The organism is Comamonas granuli NBRC 101663 (assembly GCF_000739995.1).
GTDB lineage: Bacteria > Pseudomonadota > Gammaproteobacteria > Burkholderiales > Burkholderiaceae_C > Simplicispira > Simplicispira granuli.
The window spans coordinates 25,132-44,189 of sequence record NZ_BBJX01000005.1 but is presented as its reverse complement, the minus strand read 5'-3'; the positions used below and the strand labels follow the sequence as shown (position 1 = coordinate 44,189).

At 69.0% G+C, this 19,058-nt stretch carries 16 protein-coding genes; 6 read left to right on the top strand and 10 right to left on the bottom strand.

Annotated elements, in window-relative coordinates; translation table 11 throughout:
• Positions 1 to 17: 17 nt before the first annotated feature.
• The 3 genes from CGR01S_RS05795 to CGR01S_RS05785 all read left to right on the top strand — a co-directional run bounded on the left by CGR01S_RS05795 (position 18) and on the right by CGR01S_RS05785 (position 4,412).
• Positions 18 to 539: a methylated-DNA--[protein]-cysteine S-methyltransferase gene (locus CGR01S_RS05795; protein ID WP_042423685.1), complete on the top strand. Its 522-nt coding sequence runs from the start codon at positions 18 to 20 to the stop codon at positions 537 to 539.
• Positions 536 to 1,465, top strand: a complete 930-nt coding sequence (locus CGR01S_RS05790) for a DMT family transporter (RefSeq protein ID WP_042423682.1) — start codon at positions 536 to 538, stop codon at positions 1,463 to 1,465. Before CGR01S_RS05795 ends, CGR01S_RS05790 begins: the two co-directional genes overlap by 4 nt.
• Positions 1,466 to 1,571: 106 nt before the next feature.
• On the top strand, positions 1,572 to 4,412 hold the full coding sequence (locus CGR01S_RS05785; protein ID WP_042423678.1) for a bifunctional diguanylate cyclase/phosphodiesterase: 2,841 nt from the start codon (positions 1,572 to 1,574) through the stop codon (positions 4,410 to 4,412).
• Positions 4,413 to 4,488: 76 nt separating this feature from the next.
• Here the strand turns inward: CGR01S_RS05785 and CGR01S_RS05780 are convergent, their stop codons facing one another.
• From CGR01S_RS05780 to CGR01S_RS05745, 8 genes are all read right to left on the bottom strand, one after another.
• The gene (locus tag CGR01S_RS05780; protein WP_042423674.1) at positions 4,489 to 6,384 is read right to left on the bottom strand and encodes a propionate--CoA ligase; all 1,896 of its coding nucleotides are present in this window, start codon (positions 6,382 to 6,384) and stop codon (positions 4,489 to 4,491) included.
• Positions 6,385 to 6,492: 108 nt separating this feature from the next.
• Complete coding sequence (locus tag CGR01S_RS05775; RefSeq protein ID WP_042423671.1) at positions 6,493 to 7,602, bottom strand: 6-phosphofructokinase; 1,110 nt, start codon at positions 7,600 to 7,602, stop codon at positions 6,493 to 6,495.
• An 84-nt stretch (positions 7,603 to 7,686) separates the two neighbouring features.
• Positions 7,687 to 8,208 carry a hypothetical protein gene (locus CGR01S_RS05770; RefSeq protein WP_042423669.1) on the bottom strand — a complete coding sequence of 174 codons (522 nt, stop codon included), beginning with the start codon at positions 8,206 to 8,208 and terminating at the stop codon, positions 7,687 to 7,689.
• Positions 8,201 to 8,878 carry a hypothetical protein gene (locus CGR01S_RS16135; RefSeq protein ID WP_052382508.1) on the bottom strand — a complete coding sequence of 226 codons (678 nt, stop codon included), beginning with the start codon at positions 8,876 to 8,878 and terminating at the stop codon, positions 8,201 to 8,203. Before CGR01S_RS16135 ends, CGR01S_RS05770 begins: the two co-directional genes overlap by 8 nt.
• 130 nt (positions 8,879 to 9,008) lie before the next feature.
• Positions 9,009 to 9,611, bottom strand: a complete 603-nt coding sequence (locus CGR01S_RS05760) for an isochorismatase family protein (RefSeq protein WP_042423667.1) — start codon at positions 9,609 to 9,611, stop codon at positions 9,009 to 9,011.
• Between the two features lie 472 nt (positions 9,612 to 10,083).
• Positions 10,084 to 11,010 (bottom strand): glutaminase, encoded by a 927-nt coding sequence (locus CGR01S_RS05755; protein ID WP_042423665.1) that lies wholly within the window; start codon positions 11,008 to 11,010, stop codon positions 10,084 to 10,086.
• A gap of 3 nt (positions 11,011 to 11,013) precedes the next feature.
• Positions 11,014 to 12,201, bottom strand: a complete 1,188-nt coding sequence (locus tag CGR01S_RS05750) for a M20 aminoacylase family protein (RefSeq protein WP_042423663.1) — start codon at positions 12,199 to 12,201, stop codon at positions 11,014 to 11,016.
• Between the two features lie 37 nt (positions 12,202 to 12,238).
• Positions 12,239 to 13,558 (bottom strand): MFS transporter, encoded by a 1,320-nt coding sequence (locus tag CGR01S_RS05745; protein WP_015014040.1) that lies wholly within the window; start codon positions 13,556 to 13,558, stop codon positions 12,239 to 12,241.
• A gap of 147 nt (positions 13,559 to 13,705) precedes the next feature.
• On the opposite strand from CGR01S_RS05745, the gene CGR01S_RS05740 reads away from it, so the two are divergent.
• Positions 13,706 to 14,608, top strand: a complete 903-nt coding sequence (locus tag CGR01S_RS05740; protein WP_042423659.1) for a LysR family transcriptional regulator — start codon at positions 13,706 to 13,708, stop codon at positions 14,606 to 14,608.
• Between the two features lie 368 nt (positions 14,609 to 14,976).
• Here the strand turns inward: CGR01S_RS05740 and CGR01S_RS05735 are convergent, their stop codons facing one another.
• Both CGR01S_RS05735 and CGR01S_RS05730 read right to left on the bottom strand, forming a co-directional pair.
• Positions 14,977 to 15,912, bottom strand: coding sequence for a ribose-phosphate diphosphokinase (locus tag CGR01S_RS05735; RefSeq protein WP_042423657.1), 936 nt, complete (start codon positions 15,910 to 15,912; stop codon positions 14,977 to 14,979).
• 2 nt (positions 15,913 to 15,914) lie between these two features.
• The gene (locus CGR01S_RS05730; RefSeq protein WP_042423655.1) at positions 15,915 to 17,510 is read right to left on the bottom strand and encodes a thymidine phosphorylase family protein; all 1,596 of its coding nucleotides are present in this window, start codon (positions 17,508 to 17,510) and stop codon (positions 15,915 to 15,917) included.
• Between the two features lie 180 nt (positions 17,511 to 17,690).
• Between CGR01S_RS05730 and CGR01S_RS05725 the strand changes: the two genes are divergently transcribed.
• Positions 17,691 to 18,320 (top strand): C40 family peptidase, encoded by a 630-nt coding sequence (locus CGR01S_RS05725; protein ID WP_042423653.1) that lies wholly within the window; start codon positions 17,691 to 17,693, stop codon positions 18,318 to 18,320.
• On the top strand, positions 18,268 to 19,056 hold the full coding sequence (locus tag CGR01S_RS05720) for an adenylate/guanylate cyclase domain-containing protein (RefSeq protein ID WP_156967507.1): 789 nt from the start codon (positions 18,268 to 18,270) through the stop codon (positions 19,054 to 19,056). The genes CGR01S_RS05725 and CGR01S_RS05720 overlap by 53 nt, the downstream gene beginning before the upstream one ends.
• Positions 19,057 to 19,058 lie beyond the last annotated feature (2 nt).

Here is a 19,058-nt window from a genome sequence, read left to right as displayed (position 1 = left end):
CTAATCGGGTATCCACCATGTCCACTTCTTCCTGCACCGTGCAGTCGCGCACGGACACCCCCCTGGGCAGCGTCTGGCTCGCTGCCTCGCCCACCGGCCTGTGCGGCCTGTGGTTCGACGGCCAGCGCCACCTTCCCGGGCAGCTCACCGGCCCCACGGCCTGGCCCGAGGCGCCGCAGCACCCCGTGCTGCGCGCCGCCGCGCAGCAGGTGCAGCAGTACCTGCAGGGCACGCGCACGCACTTCGATCTGCCGCTGGACCTCGCGCGCGGCACCGCCTTCCAGCAGGCCGTCTGGCAGGCCCTGCTGCGCATCCCGCGCGGCCAGACCTGCAGCTACGGCGCGCTGGCCCGCGCCATCGGCCGGCCGCAGGCCGTGCGCGCCGTGGGCGCGGCCGTGGGGCGCAACCCGCTGAGCGTGGTCGTGCCCTGCCACCGCGTGCTGGGCCAGGGCGGCGCGCTCACGGGCTACGCGGGCGGCCTGGCGCGCAAGGCCGCCCTGCTGCACCTGGAAGGCTGGAGCGCGGAGGTCGCTGCATGAGCCACGCCCCCGCCACCCGCCCCGCACCCGCCTGGATCGGCGAATTCACGCTGCTGTCCGCCCTGTGGGGCGCGTCCTTCCTGTTCATGCGCCTGGGCGCGGCGGAGTTCGGCCCGCTGCCCACGGCCGGGCTGCGCGTGCTGCTGGCCACGCTGTTCCTCTGGCCCATCCTGCTGCACCAGGGGCAATGGCCGGCGCTGCGGCGCCACTGGCGGCCGGCGCTGCTGTCCGGGCTGGTGAACTCGGCCATTCCGTTCGCCCTGTACTCCTGGGCGGTGCTGCACATCACCACGGGGCTGGCCTCCATCCTCAACGCCACGGTGCCGCTGTTCGGCGCGCTGGTGGCCTGGCTGTGGCTGGGCGACCGCATCCAGCGCCTGCGCTGGCTGGGGCTGGGCATAGGCTTCGTGGGCGTGGCGCTGCTGGCCTGGCGCGCTCCGGGCGGCGCGGGCATCAAGTCGGCCTACGCGCCCTGGGCCATCGCGGCCTGCCTGGGCGCGACGACCTGCTACGCCATCGCCGCGAGCTTTGCGCGCCGCTACCTGCAGGGCGTGCCCCCGCTGGCCACGGCCACGGGCAGCCAGCTCGGGGCGGCGCTCGGGCTGTGCGTGCCCATGGTCTGGTTCTGGCCGGCCACGATGCCCGGGCCGCGCGCCTGGGGCGCCATCATCGCCATCGCCATCCTGTGCACGGGCATTGCCTACATCCTGTACTTCCGCCTCATCGCCCACGCCGGGCCGAGCCGGGCGCTGGCCGTCACCTTCATGGCGCCGGTGTTCGCCGTGTTCTACGGCGCGGTGTTCCTCGGCGAGAGCGTGACGCCCTGGATGCTGGGCTGCGCTGCGGTCATCGTGGCCGGAACGGTGTTGTCAACAGGCCTCATCCGGGGGCCTGCCCTGCCTGCACACCCGGCCAAACGGACCTAAACTCGGGGGCATGTCGCACACCGCGCCACGCCCACCCTCGCCTGTACAGGCTGCGCCGGACACCCATCCCCCGGCCCCGGGCACCGAAGGAGCGCCGCTGGCAGCCATGCGCAGCGCCCTGCGCGCCACCCAGGAGCAGATCCACGCCATCTACCAGGCGCTGCCCGACGCCGCCGGCATCACGCGCCTGAGCGATGGCATGTACCTGGAAGTCAACCCCGCGTTCTGCCGCCTCCTGGGCCTGCGGCGCGAGCAGGTGCTGGGGCGCACCTCGACCGAACTGAAGATCTGGGCCACCGAGGACGAACGCCACCGCATGGTCGCGCTGCTGCAGCGCGAGGGCAAGGTGGACCGCCTGGCCATGCTGGCCCAGCGCGCCGGGCACATCATCCCGGGGCAGATGTCCGCCCAGCCCGTGCAGATCGACGGCGTGGACTGCCTGGTCTTCATCTTCCACGACACCAGCGAGGAGACGCGCATCCGCGAGGAGCTGCTGGCCAAGAACGCGGCGCTCGACCAGGCCGGGCGCATGGCGCGGCTGGGCTACTGGGTGGACGAGCGCGGCAAGGGCCTGGTGTACTGGTCGGACATGTGCTACGACATCCACGGCCTGGAGCGCGGCGCGCCCCTGCCGCGGGACTACATCGGCACCTGCGTGGCGCCGCCATGGCGCGAGGACATGCGCCAGCGCATCCGCGACTGCGTGCTGCACCACCGCCCCTGGAGCATGGACGTCGAAATCCTGCGGCCCGATGGCTCGACCCTCTGGGGCCGGGCGCGCGGCGAGCCCGTGGTGGAGGACGGCCGCGTGGTGCGCATCCGCGGCGTGATGCAGGACATCGACGAATACAAGCGCGCCGAACAGCGCCTGCGCCAGTCCGAGGAGCGCTTTGCGCGCATCTTCCCGCTGCTGCCCTACCCCATGGGCGTGACGCGCCGCGCCGACGGCGTGTACCTGGAGGTCAACCCCGCCTGGGAGGCCATGTTCGGCTACACGCGCCGGGAGGCCCTGGGGCGCAGCGCCACCGAGCTGGGCGTGCTCAGTGTGCAGGCGCGCGCCCGGCTGGTCGCGGCGGCCGAGCAGACGTCGCTGCTGGAGGCCTACGAACTGCCCGTGGTGCTGCGCAATGGCGAACAGCGCATCTGCCTGCAGTCGATGCGCGCCATCGACTTCGACGGCCAGCCCGGCTGGCTGTTCGCCCTGCAGGACATCACCGACCGCAAGCGCCAGGAAGAGGACGTGCGCGAACGCGAGGCCCTGCTCTCGCTCACCCTGGCCACGGCATCGCTGGGCCGCTGGGACTGGAACCTGCACACCGGCATGATCGCGGGCGACGAGCGCTGGCGCAGCCTGCAGGACCTGCCCGCGGGCGGCATGGACAGCCCCCCCTTCCTCTGGACCGACCCGCTGGGCCCCGAGGACGTGCTGCGCGTGACCACCGAGGTCACGCGCCACGTGAACCAGCCGCAGACCCCTTTCGACGTGACCTTCCGCATCCGCAGGACGCAGGAGAAGGACCGCTGGGTGCGCAACCTGGGCAAGGTGGTGAGCCTGGACGCCGACGGCCAGCCCCTGCGCATGCTGGGCATCGCCATGGACGTGACCGCCCAGCACGAGCAGGAGAGCCTGCTGCGCCGCCTGGCGCACTACGACACGCTCACCGGCCTGCCCAACCGCGTGATGCTGGCGCGCCGGCTCGCCGAGGCCATGGAGCAGGCCGTGGAACGCGACACCCTGCTGGGCGTGGCCTACCTGGACCTCGATGGCTTCAAGCCCGTGAACGACCGCCTGGGGCACGACGCGGGCGACCGCCTGCTGGTGGTGGCCGCCCAGCGCCTGGCGCGCGCGCTGCGCCCGCAGGACTGCGTGGCGCGCCTGGGCGGCGACGAGTTCGCCATCCTGCTGCCCGGGCTGGAGCACGCCCAGGAATGCCGCCAGTTGCTCGCCCAGGCCATGCAAAGCATTGCCTCGCCCTACCAGATCGGCACGCACCGCGTGAGCGTGACGGCCAGCATCGGCTACACGCTCTACCCGCAGGACGGCTCGGACGCCGACACCCTGCTGCGCCACGCCGACCAGGCCATGTACGCCGCCAAGCAGGCCGGGCGCAACCGCTTCCACGAATTCGACCTCACGCAGGAGCGCCAGTCGCGCCAGGCGCGCGAGCATCTCCTGCGCCTGCGCCAGGCACTCGAGCGCGGCGAGTTCGAGCTCTTCCTGCAGCCCAAGGTGGACATGCACCAGGGCAGCATCGTCGGCGCCGAGGCCCTGGCGCGCTGGCGCCACCCCGAGCAGGGCATTCTGGCGCCGGGCGCCTTCCTGCCGCAGCTCGACGGCTCAGAGCTTGAAGTGCCCTTCGGCGCCTGGGCGCTGCGCGAAGGCCTGCAACTGGTGCGCCGCCTGCAGGAGCACGGCCTGGCCCTGCCCATCAGCGTGAACGTCTCGGCGCCGCACCTGCAGCAGCCCGGCTTTGCGCGCTGGGTGTGCGAGGAGGTGCGCCGCTGCGCGGGCGTGCCGGCACAGTTGCTGGAGCTGGAGATCACCGAGACCGCGGCGCTCTACCACATCGAACCCGTCGCCCAGACCCTGGCCGAGCTGCGCCAGCAGGGCGTGAGCGTGGCGCTGGACGACTTCGGCACGGGCTACTCGTCGCTCTCCTACCTGCGGCGCCTGCCGCTGTCCACGCTCAAGATCGACCAGAGCTTCGTGCACGGCATGATGGACGACGCGGGCGACCTGGCCATCGTGCAGGGGGTGATCGGGCTGGCGCGCTCCTTCGGCTACCGCGTGATCGCCGAGGGCGTGGAGACCGTGGACCAGGGCCAGATGCTGGTGCAGATGGGCTGCCACCTCGCCCAGGGCTACCACATCGCGCGGCCCATGCCGCTGGCCGAGTTCATCGCCTGGAGCCGCACCTGGCAATGCCCGCCACAGTGGCGGCGCTGACGCACCGCAAATATTGATGAAAACAGGCTGCAGCGCCCGCCAGGCAAGCGCCGCAAGCTACTGAATCAATAGCACATTACTCGGTGACCAGGGCCTTGACCTGGGCCAGGGCAGCCGGGTCTTCCATGGTCGTGAGGTCGCCGGGGTCGCGCCGCTCGGCCACCGCCTGCAGCGCGCGGCGCAGCACCTTGCCGCTGCGCGTCTTGGGCAGCGCGCTGACGAAGTGCACGCGCGCCGGCCGCGCCACGGCGCCGAGCCGCGCATCGACCAGCTTCATCACCTCGCCCTCCAGGCGCAGGCGCGCCTCGGGCGCTTCCAGGCCGGCGGCGTTCTTGGGCACGGCAAAGGCCAGCGCCACCTGGCCCTTGAGCGCGTCGGCCACGCCCACCACGGCCACCTCGGCGACGTTGGGGTGCGAGGCGATGCACTCCTCGATCTCGCGCGTGCCCAGGCGGTGGCCGGCGACGTTGATCACGTCGTCGGTGCGGCCGAGGATGAAGTAGTAGCCGTCGGCGTCGCGGATGCCCCAGTCGAAGGTGCTGTAGATCAGGCGCCCGGGGATGCTCTTCCAGTAGGTGTTGACGAAGCGCTCGTCGTCGCGCCACACGGTCTGCAGGCAGCCGGGGGGCAGCGGCCCCTCGATGGCGACCACGCCCTTCTGGTTCGGCGCGGTGAGCTCCGCGCCCGTGGCCTCGTCGATGAGCTTGACGTTGTAGCCGAACACCGCCTTGCCCGGGCTGCCCAGGCGCGCGGCCTGCGGCTCCACGCCATTGCACAGCGTGAGGATGGGCCAGCCCGTCTCGGTCTGCCAGTAGTTGTCGATGATGGGCACGCCCAGGGCGCTGCCTATCCACTGCGCCGTGGGCTCGTCCAGCGGCTCGCCCGCGAGCCACAGGGCCTTGAGGCTGCTCAGCTTGTACTTGCTCAGGTAGGCCGGGTCCTGCTTCTTGAGCACGCGCACCGCCGTGGGCGCCGAGAACATGTGCGTGACCCGGTACTTCTCGACAATGCTCCACCAGATGCCCGCGTCGGGGCGGATGGGCAGGCCCTCGTACATGATGGTGGTCATGCCTGCGATCAGCGGGCCGTAGATGATGTAGCTGTGCCCCACCACCCAGCCGATGTCGCTGGTGCACAGGTAGGTGTCGCCCGGGTCGGCCTGGAAGATGTGGCGCATGCTGGCCGCCAGCGCCACGGCGTAGCCGCCGGTGTCGCGCTGCACGCCCTTGGGCCGGCCCGTGGTGCCGCTGGTGTAGAGCGTGTAGCTCGGGTGCGTGGCGTCCACCCAGGTGCAGGGCACCTGGGCATCGAGGTGCTGGGCGCGCAGCGCCGCCCAGTCGTGGTCGCGCCCCGCGCGCATGGCCGCGCCCGCCAGCCCCCGGTCGACCATGAGCACGGCGGCGGGCTTGTGGCGCGACAGCTCGATGGCCTCGTCCAGCAGCGGCTTGTAGGGCACGACCTTGCCACCGCGCGAGCCCGCGTCGGCGCTGACCACGACCAGGGGCTCGGCGTCCTCGATGCGCGAGGCCAGCGAGCCCGAGGCAAAGCCGCCAAACACCACCGAGTGGATGGCGCCGATGCGCGCGCAGGCCAGCATGGCGAAGGCGGCTTCGGCGATCATGGGCATGTAGAGCAGCACGCGGTCGCCCTGGCGCACGCCCAGCGCCTGCAGCACCGCGGCCATGCGCTGCACCTCGGCGTGCAGCTCGGCGTAGGTGTAGGCGCGCTCGGTGTCCGTCTCGGTGGAGATGGCGACCAGGGCGTTCTGCTGCGCGCGCGCCGCCAGGTGGCGATCGACCGCGTTGTGGCACAGATTGGTCGTGCCACCCGCGAACCAGCGCGCGAACGGCGGGTTGCTGTAGTCGCAAATGGTCTGCGGCGGCGTGTGCCAGTCGATGCGGCGGGCCTGCTCGGCCCAGAAGGCATCGCGCTCGTCGATGGACTGGCGGTAAAACGCGGCATAGCTGCTCATGGGACGGTCTCCTTGGCCTCGGTTCCTGTCAGGATGCGGAATCTGAATTCATAATTATTCATGACGGGCTTGCGGAAACCTGACGCGCCGCGCCGCCCGCAGGCCCCCTCAATCGCCCAGCGCAATGCCCAGGTCGCGCGCCGTCTGCACGGTGTCGCCGTCCAGCGGCACGGCTTTCATGCGCCCGGCCACCTCGGCCAGCGGCACGTACTCCACGTTGGGAAAGGCGAGCGAGACCATCACGCCCGCCATGCCCTGCTCCAGCGCGCGCACGGCCGCCGTGCCAAAGCGCAGCGCCGCCAGCCGGTCGAAGGCCGTGGGCGAGCCGCCGCGCAGCAAATGGCCCAGCACCACGGCGCGCGCATCCTTGCCCGTGCGCCGGGCCAGCTCCTGCGCCACCTGCTCGCCCATGCCGCCCAGGCGCTCGGCATGGCCGGCCTCGGCGGGCGCCGCCAGCGCGCGTGCGCCGGCCCGGGGGAAGGCCCCCTCGGCCACGACGACGATGGAATAGCTGCGGCCGTGGGTGTCGCGCTTGCAGATTTTCTGCACCACGCCCTCCAGGTCGAACGGGATCTCGGGCAGCAGGATGGCGTGCGCGCCCCCGGCAATGCCCGCGTGCAGCGCAATCCAGCCCGCGTAGCGCCCCATCACCTCCACCACCATGATGCGCTGGTGGCTCTCGGCCGTGCTGTGCAGGCGGTCCAGGCATTCGGTGGCGAAGGAGACGGCGGTATCAAAGCCGAAGGTGGTGACGGTCTTGTCCAGGTCGTTGTCTATGGTCTTGGGCACGCCCACCACGCGCAGGCCTTTCTGGCCCAGCTCGTGCGCGATGGCGAGCGAGCCGTCGCCCCCCACGGTGACCAGCGCGTCGATGCCCGCGCGCGCAAACGCGGCCAGCAGTTCATCGGAGCGGTCGGCCTCGCCCATGCGGCCGTCGGGCAGGCGCACGGGGAAGTGGAAGGGGTTGCCCTTGTTGGTCGTGCCCAGGATGGTGCCGCCCAGGTGCGCAATGCCGCGCACGCGCTCGTGCGTGAGCAGCTCCACGCCGCCCTGCGGGTAGCGCTCGGGCTGGAGCAGGCCGTTGTAGCCGTCGCGTATGCCCACGCACTCCCAGCCGCGGCGCAGCGCGGCCGAGACGGTGGCGCGGATCACGGCGTTCAGGCCCGGGGCATCGCCCCCGCCGGTGCTCAGGGCGATGCGTCGAATCGGTGGTGTCAAGGGCGGCCTCCTGCCAACTGGGGTAACGCCACAGGATACGCGATGCGCCGCCGCCCACCGTGCGGGCCGGGCGCAGGGGCACGCTCAGGACGCGTCGGCCAGGCAGAGCTGCGCCACGTCGGCGGCGCTCAGCACGGGTTCGTCCGGCTCGGTGGGCGTGAGCGCCTGCAGGAGCTTGCGCATGACCGGCGGCGAGGGCGCCAGAAAATACAGCGCCCCGCCCGCCCGCAGCAAGGCGGCCGCCGGCTGGCGCATGGTGGCGCTCACGGCCATGGCGTTGGCCAGGGCGGTCCAGATGTCGGCCGGCTGCAGCAGGGTGCGCCAGTTGCTGCCGTCGTGGTCTTCGGACGGAGCAGCCCGCGTGACGCTCAGGTAGCCATTGCCGTGCAGGTACAGCGCCGCAGGCTCCCCCCGCAGCCGGCCGAGGCGGAACTCCGTGCCCCCCACATGCACCGGCTCGGGCAGGGGCACGCCGAACACGGGCAGCTCCTTGCGCACGGCGTCGAGCAGGGCGAAGGCATGCGGCACGAAGAAGAAGGCGTGCACGGTCACGCCGCCGACGGGCTCGACCACCGTCCAGCGCAGCGGCTCGGCCGTCTCACTCATGCCCGGCCTCCCGGGACGCCGGAGCGCGCGGCGGGTGCTCGCGCTCCTGCGCGGCGTGGATGGCTTCGAGGATTTGCATGGCCGCGCGCTCGGTCTGCGCATCGACCTCGCCGATGCGCCGCACCTGGCTGGTCCATTCCGGCTGGGGCGCAAACACACTCTCGCTCGCCGGCCGCCGCGGCGCCTGGCGCGCCATGGGCCGGGGCCTGCGCGCGTCGGCCGACGGAGGCGCGGACGGCGTAGCGGCTTCCGCGGGCGTAGCGGCTTCCTGCGGCATGGCGGCTTCCTGCGGCATGGCGGCTTCCGGGGGCGCCGCAGGCGGGGCGGATGCCGGGTCGGCCGCAGCGGCGGCGGGCGCGGCAGCTTCTTCGAGCACCGGGCGCACCGCGGTGTCCTGCCGGGGCGCGCGCGCTGCGCCTGGCTCCAGGAGCGTCTGCACCAGGGCGTAGAGCAAGCCCGCTACCAGGGCCAAGCCCGCCAGCGCGCCGGCGGCGATGCCGATCTTGCGGCGCGCGCCGGCGTCCCAGGAGGCCCAGGGCGCCCAGGCTGCCTGCGCCGCGGGCGCCGCTGCCTCGGGCTGCAGCCTGGGGGCGCGCGGCGCCGCCGGGGGCACGAAGGCGGTAATGCCCTCCATGCCCCGCTCCGTCAGCACCGTTGCCAGACCCAGCATGCCCCACCATCCCTTCCAAAACAATGCACTGCACGCCGACCGGCGCGCAGCACGCCCATTGTGAACGCCCGGCGCGCCCGCGGTCGGCCGATGTGGGGCCGCTTCGCCGGCCTGTTTGGCGTGCGCGCGCTTACTTCACCAGCGCCAGCGCCTGCTTGAACGCCGGGTGCTCGCAGGTGCGCAGCCATTCGAAGACCACCATCTCCGTGGTCACCAGCTCGGCGCCCGCACCGGCCAGGCGGTCGTAGGCGGCGTCGCGGTTGCGCTCGGTGCGCGAGCCGCAGGCGTCGGTCACCACCCATACTTCAAACTCGTCATCGATCAGGTCCAGCGCGGTCTGCAGCAGGCACACATGGGCTTCGCACCCGGCAATGACGATGGTGCCGCGCTCGGGCGCTTGCTGGGCGGGCTTTTGCAGGTGCTTGGGCAGGCTGCGTGCGTTGCCACCCTGGGGCTTGGCCGGTGGCCGCAGCCATTCGCCCAGGCCTTCTTCGGCGGCGCTGAAGTGCATCTTGGCCAGGGTTTTCTGGCACAGGGCGCGCAGCGCGGCGTCGTTGGCGCCCAGGCGCGAGGGGTTTTGCTCGGTGCCCCACACGGGCACATCCAGCATGCGGGCGATCTCGGCCAGGCGGCGGGCGTGGGCCAGCACGGCGGGGCCTTCGTGGATGGCCGGCATCAGGCGCTCCTGGTAGTCGACCAGGACGAGTTGGGATTCGGCGGCGTCAAGCAGCATGGCAGGGTCTTTCTCTCTGGTGGGTGCAAGGGCCGGATTGTCGCAGCCGTGGCGCAGCGCCGGGGGCTTTGCACCAGCAGGCGTATCTTGAACTTTGCGGGCAGGCCCCAGCGCGCTTGCCTGGCAGGAGCATGGGAGGTAGCTTCATGCAACCCTTGGCTCTGAACAAGGCTCTTACCCGCTGGAATCCGGGCCGGCGGTCGTCATGACCACCCGGGATGACGCAAACGGCAACATCATGGGCCGGTCTTGCCGGGCCTCCCTTGATTCAGGAGTGCCTTGCCAAGCTGGAGTGCAACGTCATCGCAGAGTCGCTGGGATTGCCTTGCTCAGGCTGGCCGATCATGCCGGCGCTCCAAGCCGTCTGGCGGCAATCGGCGGGCGAGGCAGTCTCACCGACCTTCATTCAAACCAACCAGCCTGCTCAAAATCCGGGGCTGTTCATGTCGAGGTAAACGATAAAGTCTGCACCTCAGAACACCGACCAGCCAGTGAACTCTGACAACTCTTGCAGCGCGCGCGTGCCGAGCAGTGAATTGCCAAACGCATTCAGGCCAGGAGACCAGACAGCGATCGATGCATGTCCCGGAACGACGGCAAGAATGCCGCCTCCGACGCCACTCTTGCCGGGGAAGCCGACCGAATAGGCGAAGTCGCCTGAACCATCATAGTGCCCCGCGACCAGCATCAAGGCGTTGACACTGCGTGCCTGAGCTGGGCTCAGCAGGTGGGCTGCGGAGTCGAAGCCGGCCAGGAACCGGCCGACGCTGGCCAATTGCTGGCAGTTCATCGCGATCGCGCATTGGCGACAGTAAATCTGCAGAAGCCGTTCGCATTCCGTGTGCAGATTGCCGCACGAGCGTAGAAAGTACGCCAGGGAGAAGTTGCGGTAGGCCGTGCGGTATTCCGAGGCGGCAACCTGTTCATCAATCGAGATCCGGTCATCTCCAGCCGCCGTGCGAACGAAATCCATCAGTTCGTCGAGTCCGCCGCCCGCGTCGGGCGCATCAAGCATGGCGTCGGTGGTGACCAGTGCACCCGCATTGACGAAAGGATTGCGCGGTTTGCCGCCTTCCTGCTCAAGCTCAATGACCGAGTTGAAGGTGTAGTTAGATGGTTCCTTGCCCACCCGCTTCCAGAGCCGGTCGCCGTGACGGCCCAATGCGATCGCCAGTGAGAAGACCTTTGAGATGCTCTGGATCGAAAACGGTGTCGCAGCGTCGCCCGCGCTCAGCTGCTCACCACTGGCCAGGCACACACTGATCCCGAACTGATGCACATCAACGCTGGCCAGTTGCGGAATGTAGTGCGCCACCTGGCCGCGTTTGTGTGCGCGCTTCATGCGCGCGTCGAGCCCTACCAGAAAGCTCTGGAGCGTTTCCAAAGCGGCGCGGTCCATCGTTCAAACCAGATAACGCCGCGCCAGCAGCGCCCAGTATGCAGCGCCAATGGCCAGGTTGGCGTCGTTGAAGTCGTAACCCGGGTTGTGCACCATGCAGGCGCCCAGCTTGTCGCCAGCCCCGTTTCCGATCAACAGGTAGCTGCCGGGGCACTTCTCCAGCATGAAAGCGAAGTCTTCGCTGCCGGTGAGCGGCGGGGCCTGCAGCACGACGCGCTCGGCACCAACCAATTCGCTGCCAATCTGGCGGGCGAAGTCGGTTTCGTCCTTGCTGTTGACCAGTGCCGCGTAGCCGCGCCGGTAGTCGATTTCAGCCTTGACGCCAAAGCTCTGCGCCTGAGCGTGGGTGATTTCGGTAATGCGCTGCTGCAGCAGACTGCGCACCTCAGAATCGAGCGCGCGCACGCTCAGCTCGAGATATGCGCTGTCGGGGATGACGTTATTGGCGCGTCCGGATTGCAACACCCCCACGGTCACCACCGCTGTTTGTAGTGGATCGACATTGCGCGAGACCACGGTCTGCAACGCCATCACCAGGCTGGCTGCCGCCACCACCGGATCGGCTGTCTTGTGCGGCACAGCACCGTGACCACCGTGGCCTACCAGCGTAATGTAGACCTTGTCAGAGGAGGCCATCATTGGGCCTTCGCGAAAGATCAAGTGCCCCTGTGGCCAGCCGGGCATGTTGTGCATGCTGAAGACAGCGTCACATGGGTATTTGTCGAACAGGCCGTCGTTGATCATGCGTACGGCGCCACAGTCGCTGGTGCCGTATTCCTCTGCGGGCTGGAAGATCAGGTTGAGTGTCCCTGAGAAGTCACCCTGCTCTGCCAGCACCTTGGCTGCCGCCAACAGCATGGCCGTATGTCCGTCGTGGCCGCAGGCGTGCATGACGCCTTGGTTGCGACTTGCGTACTGCAGCCCCGTGGCCTCCTGGATCGGCAGTGCATCCATGTCCGCGCGCAGACCCAGGGTGCGCTTGCCGTCGCCACGCTGGAGTTGCCCGACCACACCGGTTCCGCCCAGGCCGCGCTCAACGTGGTAACCCCAGTCCCGCAGTCGTGCAGCCACCAAATCACTGGTGCGCAGCTCTTCGAATGGCAGCTCGGGGTGCTGATGGATATCACGGCGCAAAGCGATGAACTCGTCTTCGTGTGCGCGTACCGCCTGCAAGGTGTCTTGAACAGTCATGCTATGAACTCACAGTCCGGAAAAATTCGCCTGGTGATCATTTCTGTAGTTCCTTATCACCGCCGGTTTCGCGCATGAGCAGAATGCCGACGATGGCGATCAAGCTGGTGATAAGTACGTAGAGCGCTGGCGCCGCCGGGTTGTTGGTCACCTTGATCAGCCAGGTGATCACCAGTTGCGCGGTGCCGCCAAACAGCGCCACACCAAAGGCATAGGCAATCGACAGCCCGAGCGCGCGTACATGACCAGGGAACAGCTCCGGGATGGCCACCAGCGTTGGCGCGCCACCAATGCCCGTGAGCAATGCCAGCAGCGCAGTCGCCAGTGCCAGAGTGGCAACGCTGGTATGGTCGATGAGCAGCATATAAGCCGGATAGACCAGAACAAACAATGCCACGCGAGCCCAGAGCATCACAGGTTTGCGCCCATACAGATCTGACAGCCAGCCCCCCAGCAGCGCACCCGCCCAGGTCGCCACGCCGAATACGATGGTCGCCGACATGGCGATCGTCGCGGAGAGCTTGAGCGTGGTCACGGCATAAGTGGTCATGTAGATCGCCGCATAGGTCGAGATCGTCACACCCAGGATCACCATGAGCGCCAGCATGATCGGGCGCAGATGGTGCCGGATATCGGCCAGCGGGCTCTTGATGGGTCCGCTATGCGTGGGATGCTCGAGGCTCTCAGGCATGTGGCGGCGCAGAAAGAAAGCAATGGGGATCAATGCCAGACCGAGCAAAAAAGGGATACGCCAACCCCACGCCAGCATCTGCTCCTTGCTTAGCGCCAGCGTGAGCACAATGCCGACGACGCCAGCCGCCAGCGACGCTATGCCCTGGCTGGCAAGCTGCCAGCTGCCATACAGGCCACGCCGGCCCGGGGGGGCGATCTCGATCAGATACGTCGTAGACGGCCCGACCTCGCCGCCCAGGGCCAGCCCCTGCACCAGCCGACAGGCAATGACGATGATGGGTGCCGCCAATCCGATGCTTGCGTACGAGGGTGTGAGCGCCATGCCGATCGTGCCGATCGTGATGAGCGCAATGGTCAACAGCATGGCCGGCTTGCGTCCGACACGATCAGCAAAAGAGCCGATCAGCAGCCCGCCCAAAGGGCGCGTGATGAAGCCAACGCCAAAGACCGCTACCGACAGCATCACCGTGACCAGCGGCTCGTCAGCAGGAAAGAAGGTCTGGCCGATATACACCGCGAAGAACGCGTAGGTGGTGAAATCAAAGAACTCCAGCGCGTTGCCCGCCACTGTTGCAGCCACGACGCGGGGCTGCACCTTGCTCGTCGCGGCAGTTAAATTGTTCGATACGCCCTGGGATGTGGGCGGCAACGCGACGTCGCCCATACTGGAATTTTGAACGCCCATGAATTTGTCTCCGGATGATTGCTGCTGGCCTGGACGACAGCGTGCGAAATCATATGAATCATGATCAAATGCGTCTAATGCATAATTTATTCAGAATGCATTCAAAAAACTCATGCGACTAAGGAAATGAACCTGCGCCATCTGGAGTACCTGCTGGCTGTGGCGGACACCGGTTCGTTCAGCCGCGCCGCGGAGCGGTGCCACATCACCCAGTCCGCCCTGAGTCGCAGCATCCAGACCCTCGAAGACGACCTCGGAGCACGTCTGATCGACCGAATGGGCAAGCGCAACGAGTTGACGCCGTTCGGCCAGACCGTTGCAAGCCGGGCGCGCCGCATGGTGCTGGATGCCGTTGAGCTAAAACGCAGCGCACAGCTATTGCAAGAAGGCTACTTGGGGGTCATTCGCATTGGGCTCGGCGCGGGGCCGACTGCACTGCTGATGCAGCCTTTTCTGAGTTACATGGCTTGCATGCATCCAAGAGTGCAGGTCAGCCTCGAATCCGGCCCCCCGGAGTTGCAGACCAGGCGCTTGCGCGAACGTGGATTCGACGCACTGGTCGTGGATCTACGCAGCGTCACGCCAGCTGATGACCTGTTGATCGAAGATTTGGGCCAAATGCGCGGTGGTTTCATCTGTCGCGTGGGTCACCCCCTTGCCAAACTCAACACCCCCATTACATTTGCACACCTCCAACGCTATCCGTTAGCGTCGACTTCACTCAATCCGGAGTTGGCACGTCTTCTGATCACCCGCTATGGACCCGCAGCGGATCCCCAGGTCGCAGTGACCTTGCGTTGCAACGATGTCAACAGTTTGTTATACGCGGTACAAGGCAGTGACGCGGTGTTCCTCGGCCTCGTCAGGCCCGCGCGTGAAGCCATCGCTGCCGGTAGCTTGGTGGAGTTGCCCATCACTCCGGCGTTGAACGAGGGCGCACACTTTGCGTTCGTTACCCTGGCCGACCGTACTGAAGCGCCTGCCATGGGAATTTTTCGCCAGTTTGTAGCCGAGCATCTGCATGACTGAGAGCCCCTTGTGGGCCACGCTAAATCTTCCAAAAGCCTTGGTTCAAAGTCTTTTTGGAGTCGCACGAGTCCTTTGCTGTGTTGGGATGCAAGGCGCGGGGCGCAGCGTACAGCTCGGCTATCCACAAGCGCCGCAACGCCGCAGACCGCCCGGCAAGGCACTTGCCCGAAGGGTTGGGGTGAAATCGGGCCGATGAATTTGCAGTTGTGGCGCCCCCGATGCTTGCCCAAGCGGTCGCTCGCCAAAAATTGACAAGTAGTTGGAACGAGTCGGCTGCTGCAAACCGTCGTGTCACAGAAGCCGGCCACCAGAAACCCAGCTGCTGGACCATGGCCGACAGTGCTACATATCCAGGCGGGCAAACACATTCAACCGGGAATATCAGCCCCCAAGCCCCACAACTGCCCCACCCCCCGCGCCAGCTCCACCGCCATCGCCACCGCGTTTGTAGGGTGCGCCACGCAATCCGTGCTCCAGAACTCTCCCACCCCTGCTGCGTGCAGCGCGGCCAGGGCCTCTGCGTCGATCAGCGCGTGCGTCACCGCCACGTCCACCGAGGCAGCGCCCGCCTGCAGCAGCAGCCGCGCCGCCTGGGCCAGGGTGTGGCCGGTGCTGGCCATGTCGTCGAGCAGCACCACCGCCCTGCCCTGCACGGCCACGGGTGGCAGGTGGATGGTGACGCTGCGGTCGCCGTGTCGCTCCTTGGTGCACACGGCGTGCTCCAGGACGTGGCGCGCGGCGGCCTGGGCCACCCATTGGGCGGATTCGCCGTCGGGGCCAACCAGCAGCGCGCCGGGGCGCTGGCGCACGATCCAGTCGGCCAGCAGGGGGGCGCCGCTCAGGGCCACGGTGCGCGTGGCAGGCACGGCCTCGTCGAGCGTGGCGACGCGGTGCAGGTGCGGGTCCACGGTGACCACGGCGTCGAACAGGCTGGCCAGGAAGGGGCCGACGATGCGCTGGCTCACGGCCTCGCCGGGGTGGAAGGCGATGTCCTGGCGCATGTAGGCCAGGTAGGGCGCCACCAGCGTGAGCTGGCGCACGCCCAGGCTGCGCGCGCTGCGCGCGGCCAGCAGCAGTTCGATGAGCTTTTCGTTGGGCTGGTCCAGGCTGCGCAGCAGCACGGCGCGCGCGGGCAGTTGGCCCGCGGCATCCACGGGTAGGGTGAGTTTGAGTTCGCCGTCGGGGAAGCGGTGGCGCTCAATCTCCAGCGCGGGAAGGCCGCTGGCTTGCGCCAGGCGCTGGGCGCTGGCGTGTTCGTCGGCAAAGTACAGCAGGCAGGCCGCGGGGGCGTCGGGTGCGGCCATGCTCAGAACTCCACGAACACGTGGGGCACCTCGTCCGCGCCGCCGATGCGGTAGCCGCTGGCGCGCTGGCTGGCCTGGCGGGCAAACTCCAGGTCGGCCGGGAAGCCCGCGTGCACGCGGTACATGGGCTGGCCCGGGGCCACGGCGTCGCCGAGCTTGCACAGCAGGTCCACGCCGGCGCCCTGCACCTTGGGCGCGCCGGCCAGGCGGGCGATGCGGGCGATCTGCTGGTTGTCTATGCCCGCCACCACGCCGGCGGCGGGTGCGCAGATCTCGAAGTGCAGCGCGCCCAGGTTGGGGTTGTTGTGGTCGAAATCCTTGGCGCCCTGCGCGGCGATGATGTCGCGCATGCGGGCCAGGGCGCGGCCGGAGTCGAGGATGTCGCGCGCGATGCCGTAGCCATCGCCGCCGCGCACGTCGGGGTTGCACTCGATCAGGCGGCCGGCCAGGCGCAGGGCCTTCTGGCGCAGGTCGTTGGGGGCGCGCGGGTCGTTCTCCAGCACGCGCATCACGTCGCGCGCCTCCAGCATGGGGCCGATGCCGTTGCCTATGGGCTGGCGCCCGTCGGTGATGACCACGTCCAGCGACAGGCCCATGCGCTGCGCCACATATTCAAAGAGGCGGCGCAGGCGCTGCGCCTCGGGCATGGAGCGCACCTTGGCCGTGGGGCCGATGGGGATGTCGAGCACCAGGTGGGTGGAGCCCGCGGCGATCTTCTTCGACAGGATGGAGGCGACCATCTGCCCCGCCGAGTCGATGGACAGCGGCCGCTCGACGGAGATGAGCACGTCGTCGGCGGGCGAGAGCTGGGCCGTGCCGCCCCAGGCCAGGCAGCCGTGGTGGTCGCGCACGATGGCCTGCAACTGCTCCAGCGGCAGTTCCACGTTGGCCAGCACCTCCATGGTGTCGGCCGTGCCCGCGGGCGAGGTGATGGCGCGCGAGGAGGTCTTGGGGCACAGCATGCCGTGCGCGGCGACGATGGGCACCACCAGCATGGAGGTGCGGTTGCCCGGGATGCCGCCGATGCAGTGCTTGTCCACCACCTGGGGGTCGTGCCAGTCCAGCCGCTGGCCGGTCTGGACCATGGCGTCGGAGAGGAAGTACACCTCCTCGCGGTCGAGCTCGTCGCGGTTGCAGGCGACGACGAAGGCGGTGAGCTCGATCTTGGAGTAGCGGTGGTCGGCGATGTCGCGCACGATGGCGCGGAAATCGGCGCGCCCCAGGCGCTCGCCCGCGATCTTGCGGAACAGCGCCCCCATGGATTCGGGCGGCTCGGCCTGGGCCACGGCCACCTTGTAGCCGGGCTCCACGCCCAGTTGGGCAAAGGCGTCCTCCGACAGGCCCAGCTCGTGGCAGCCGACGATGGCAGAGTCGTCCACCACGTTCACCGTGGCCAGGATGCGCAGCCCGTTGGCGCGCACCTCGATCTTGGACAGCGCCTGGAAGCCTTCGGCGCGGTACACGGCGCAGTCGCGGTGCAGGTAGGCGACGTTTTCACGCCAGGTGTCTATGGCCACGCGGCGCAGGGCCAGGCGCGAGACGGGGGCGCCCTCGCCGGGGGGCGCCGCTGCGGGAAGGGAAGCAGTCGGGGCAGTCATGCCCACAGCCTACACCGGAACCCGGCGCGCCCCGCTGCGCGCAAACGCCTAGGCACCGCCCCTGCACTCCTGAAAGCATAGCTGCTGGCGCTTGTCTCCATTGGGCTGGAGCCCATTTTTTACCCCAAAACCAGGCGCGCGGGCGGGGCACCGGCCGAGTCGTGGTACGCTTGCGCCCCTATGCGACGCTGGATTTTCCTCCTGGTGCTTGCGTGCAGCAGCGCCGTGCATGCCGCCCCGGGCTCCACCCCTGCCGAAGCGCAGGAGCCCTTCCAATGGACCGTCAACCTGCGCAGCCAACTGGCTGAGCTGGGCCACAACGTGGCCGGCCAGGCGCACGACGTGGCCGACCGCACCTCCGACCTGGTGACCACGGCCATGGGCCTGCTGGGCGTGCCCTACCGCCGCGGCGGCACCAGCGCCGAAACGGGATTCGACTGCAGCGGCTTCGTGCGCAGCATCTACGAACAGACGCGCGGCCTTCTGCTGCCGCGCCAGGCGTCCGAGCAGGCCGCCAGTACCGAAAAAATCGACAAGAAGGACCTGCAGCCCGGCGATCTGGTGTTCTTCAACACCATGCGCCGCGCTTTCAGCCACGTGGGCATCTACGTGGGGGACGGCAAGTTCATCCACGCGCCGCGTACCGGCGCCAAGGTGCGCGTGGAGGACATGCAGGAGAGCTACTGGCAGCGCCGCTTCAACGGCGCGCGCCGCGTGGCCGGCGCCAGCCCCGCCGAGGGCGCGCAGGCCGCACAGTATGCGCTGCAGCCCCTGGCCGCCGACACCACCGCCGGGCCCGCCGCCCGCTGACGCGCCCCGCGGCGGCCCGCGCCCTTTCAGCGCCATAGCCCCGCAGCCCCCGCCCGCACCGCACGGCCTGCCCACCCGCCTGGGCCCGGCCCGGGCGCATGACCGCCACCACCTCGACGCACTGCTCGCCCTGCGCAACCAGCAGCCCGAGCTGCGCGCGCAGGTGGACGCGGCCATAGAGCAGGCCTTCGTGCGCCCCGTGGCCATGCTGGTGCTGGACCTGTGCGGCTTCTCGCGCATCACGGCGCACCACGGCATCATCCATTTCCTGGCGCTGGTGCACCGCATGGAGCAGGCCGCGCGCCCGGCCATCGCCGCCAATGGCGGCGAAGTCGTCAAGCAGGAGGCGGACAACCTGTTCGCCGTGTTCACCCACCCGCAGCAGGCCCTGGACGGCGCCCTGGACGTGCTGCGCGCCCTGGACGCCATGAACGCCGTGCAGCCGCCCGAGGCGCAGCTCCAGGCCAGCGTGGGCATAGGCTACGGCCCCACGCTGGTCATCGCGGGCAAGGACTTGTACGGCCACGAGATGAACCTGGCCTGCAAGCTGGGCGAAGACATCGCCGGCCCCGGCGAGGTGCTGCTCACCCTGGCCGCCTGCGCTGGGCTGGCGCCGGGGCGCTACCTGCTGGCGCCCGTGCCCGTGCACATCGGCGGCGGCGCGCTCACCGCCATGCGCTGCAGCGCCTGCCTGCACGCGCACCCCCTGCCCGGCGCCCCCCTGGGCGCGGGCTGACT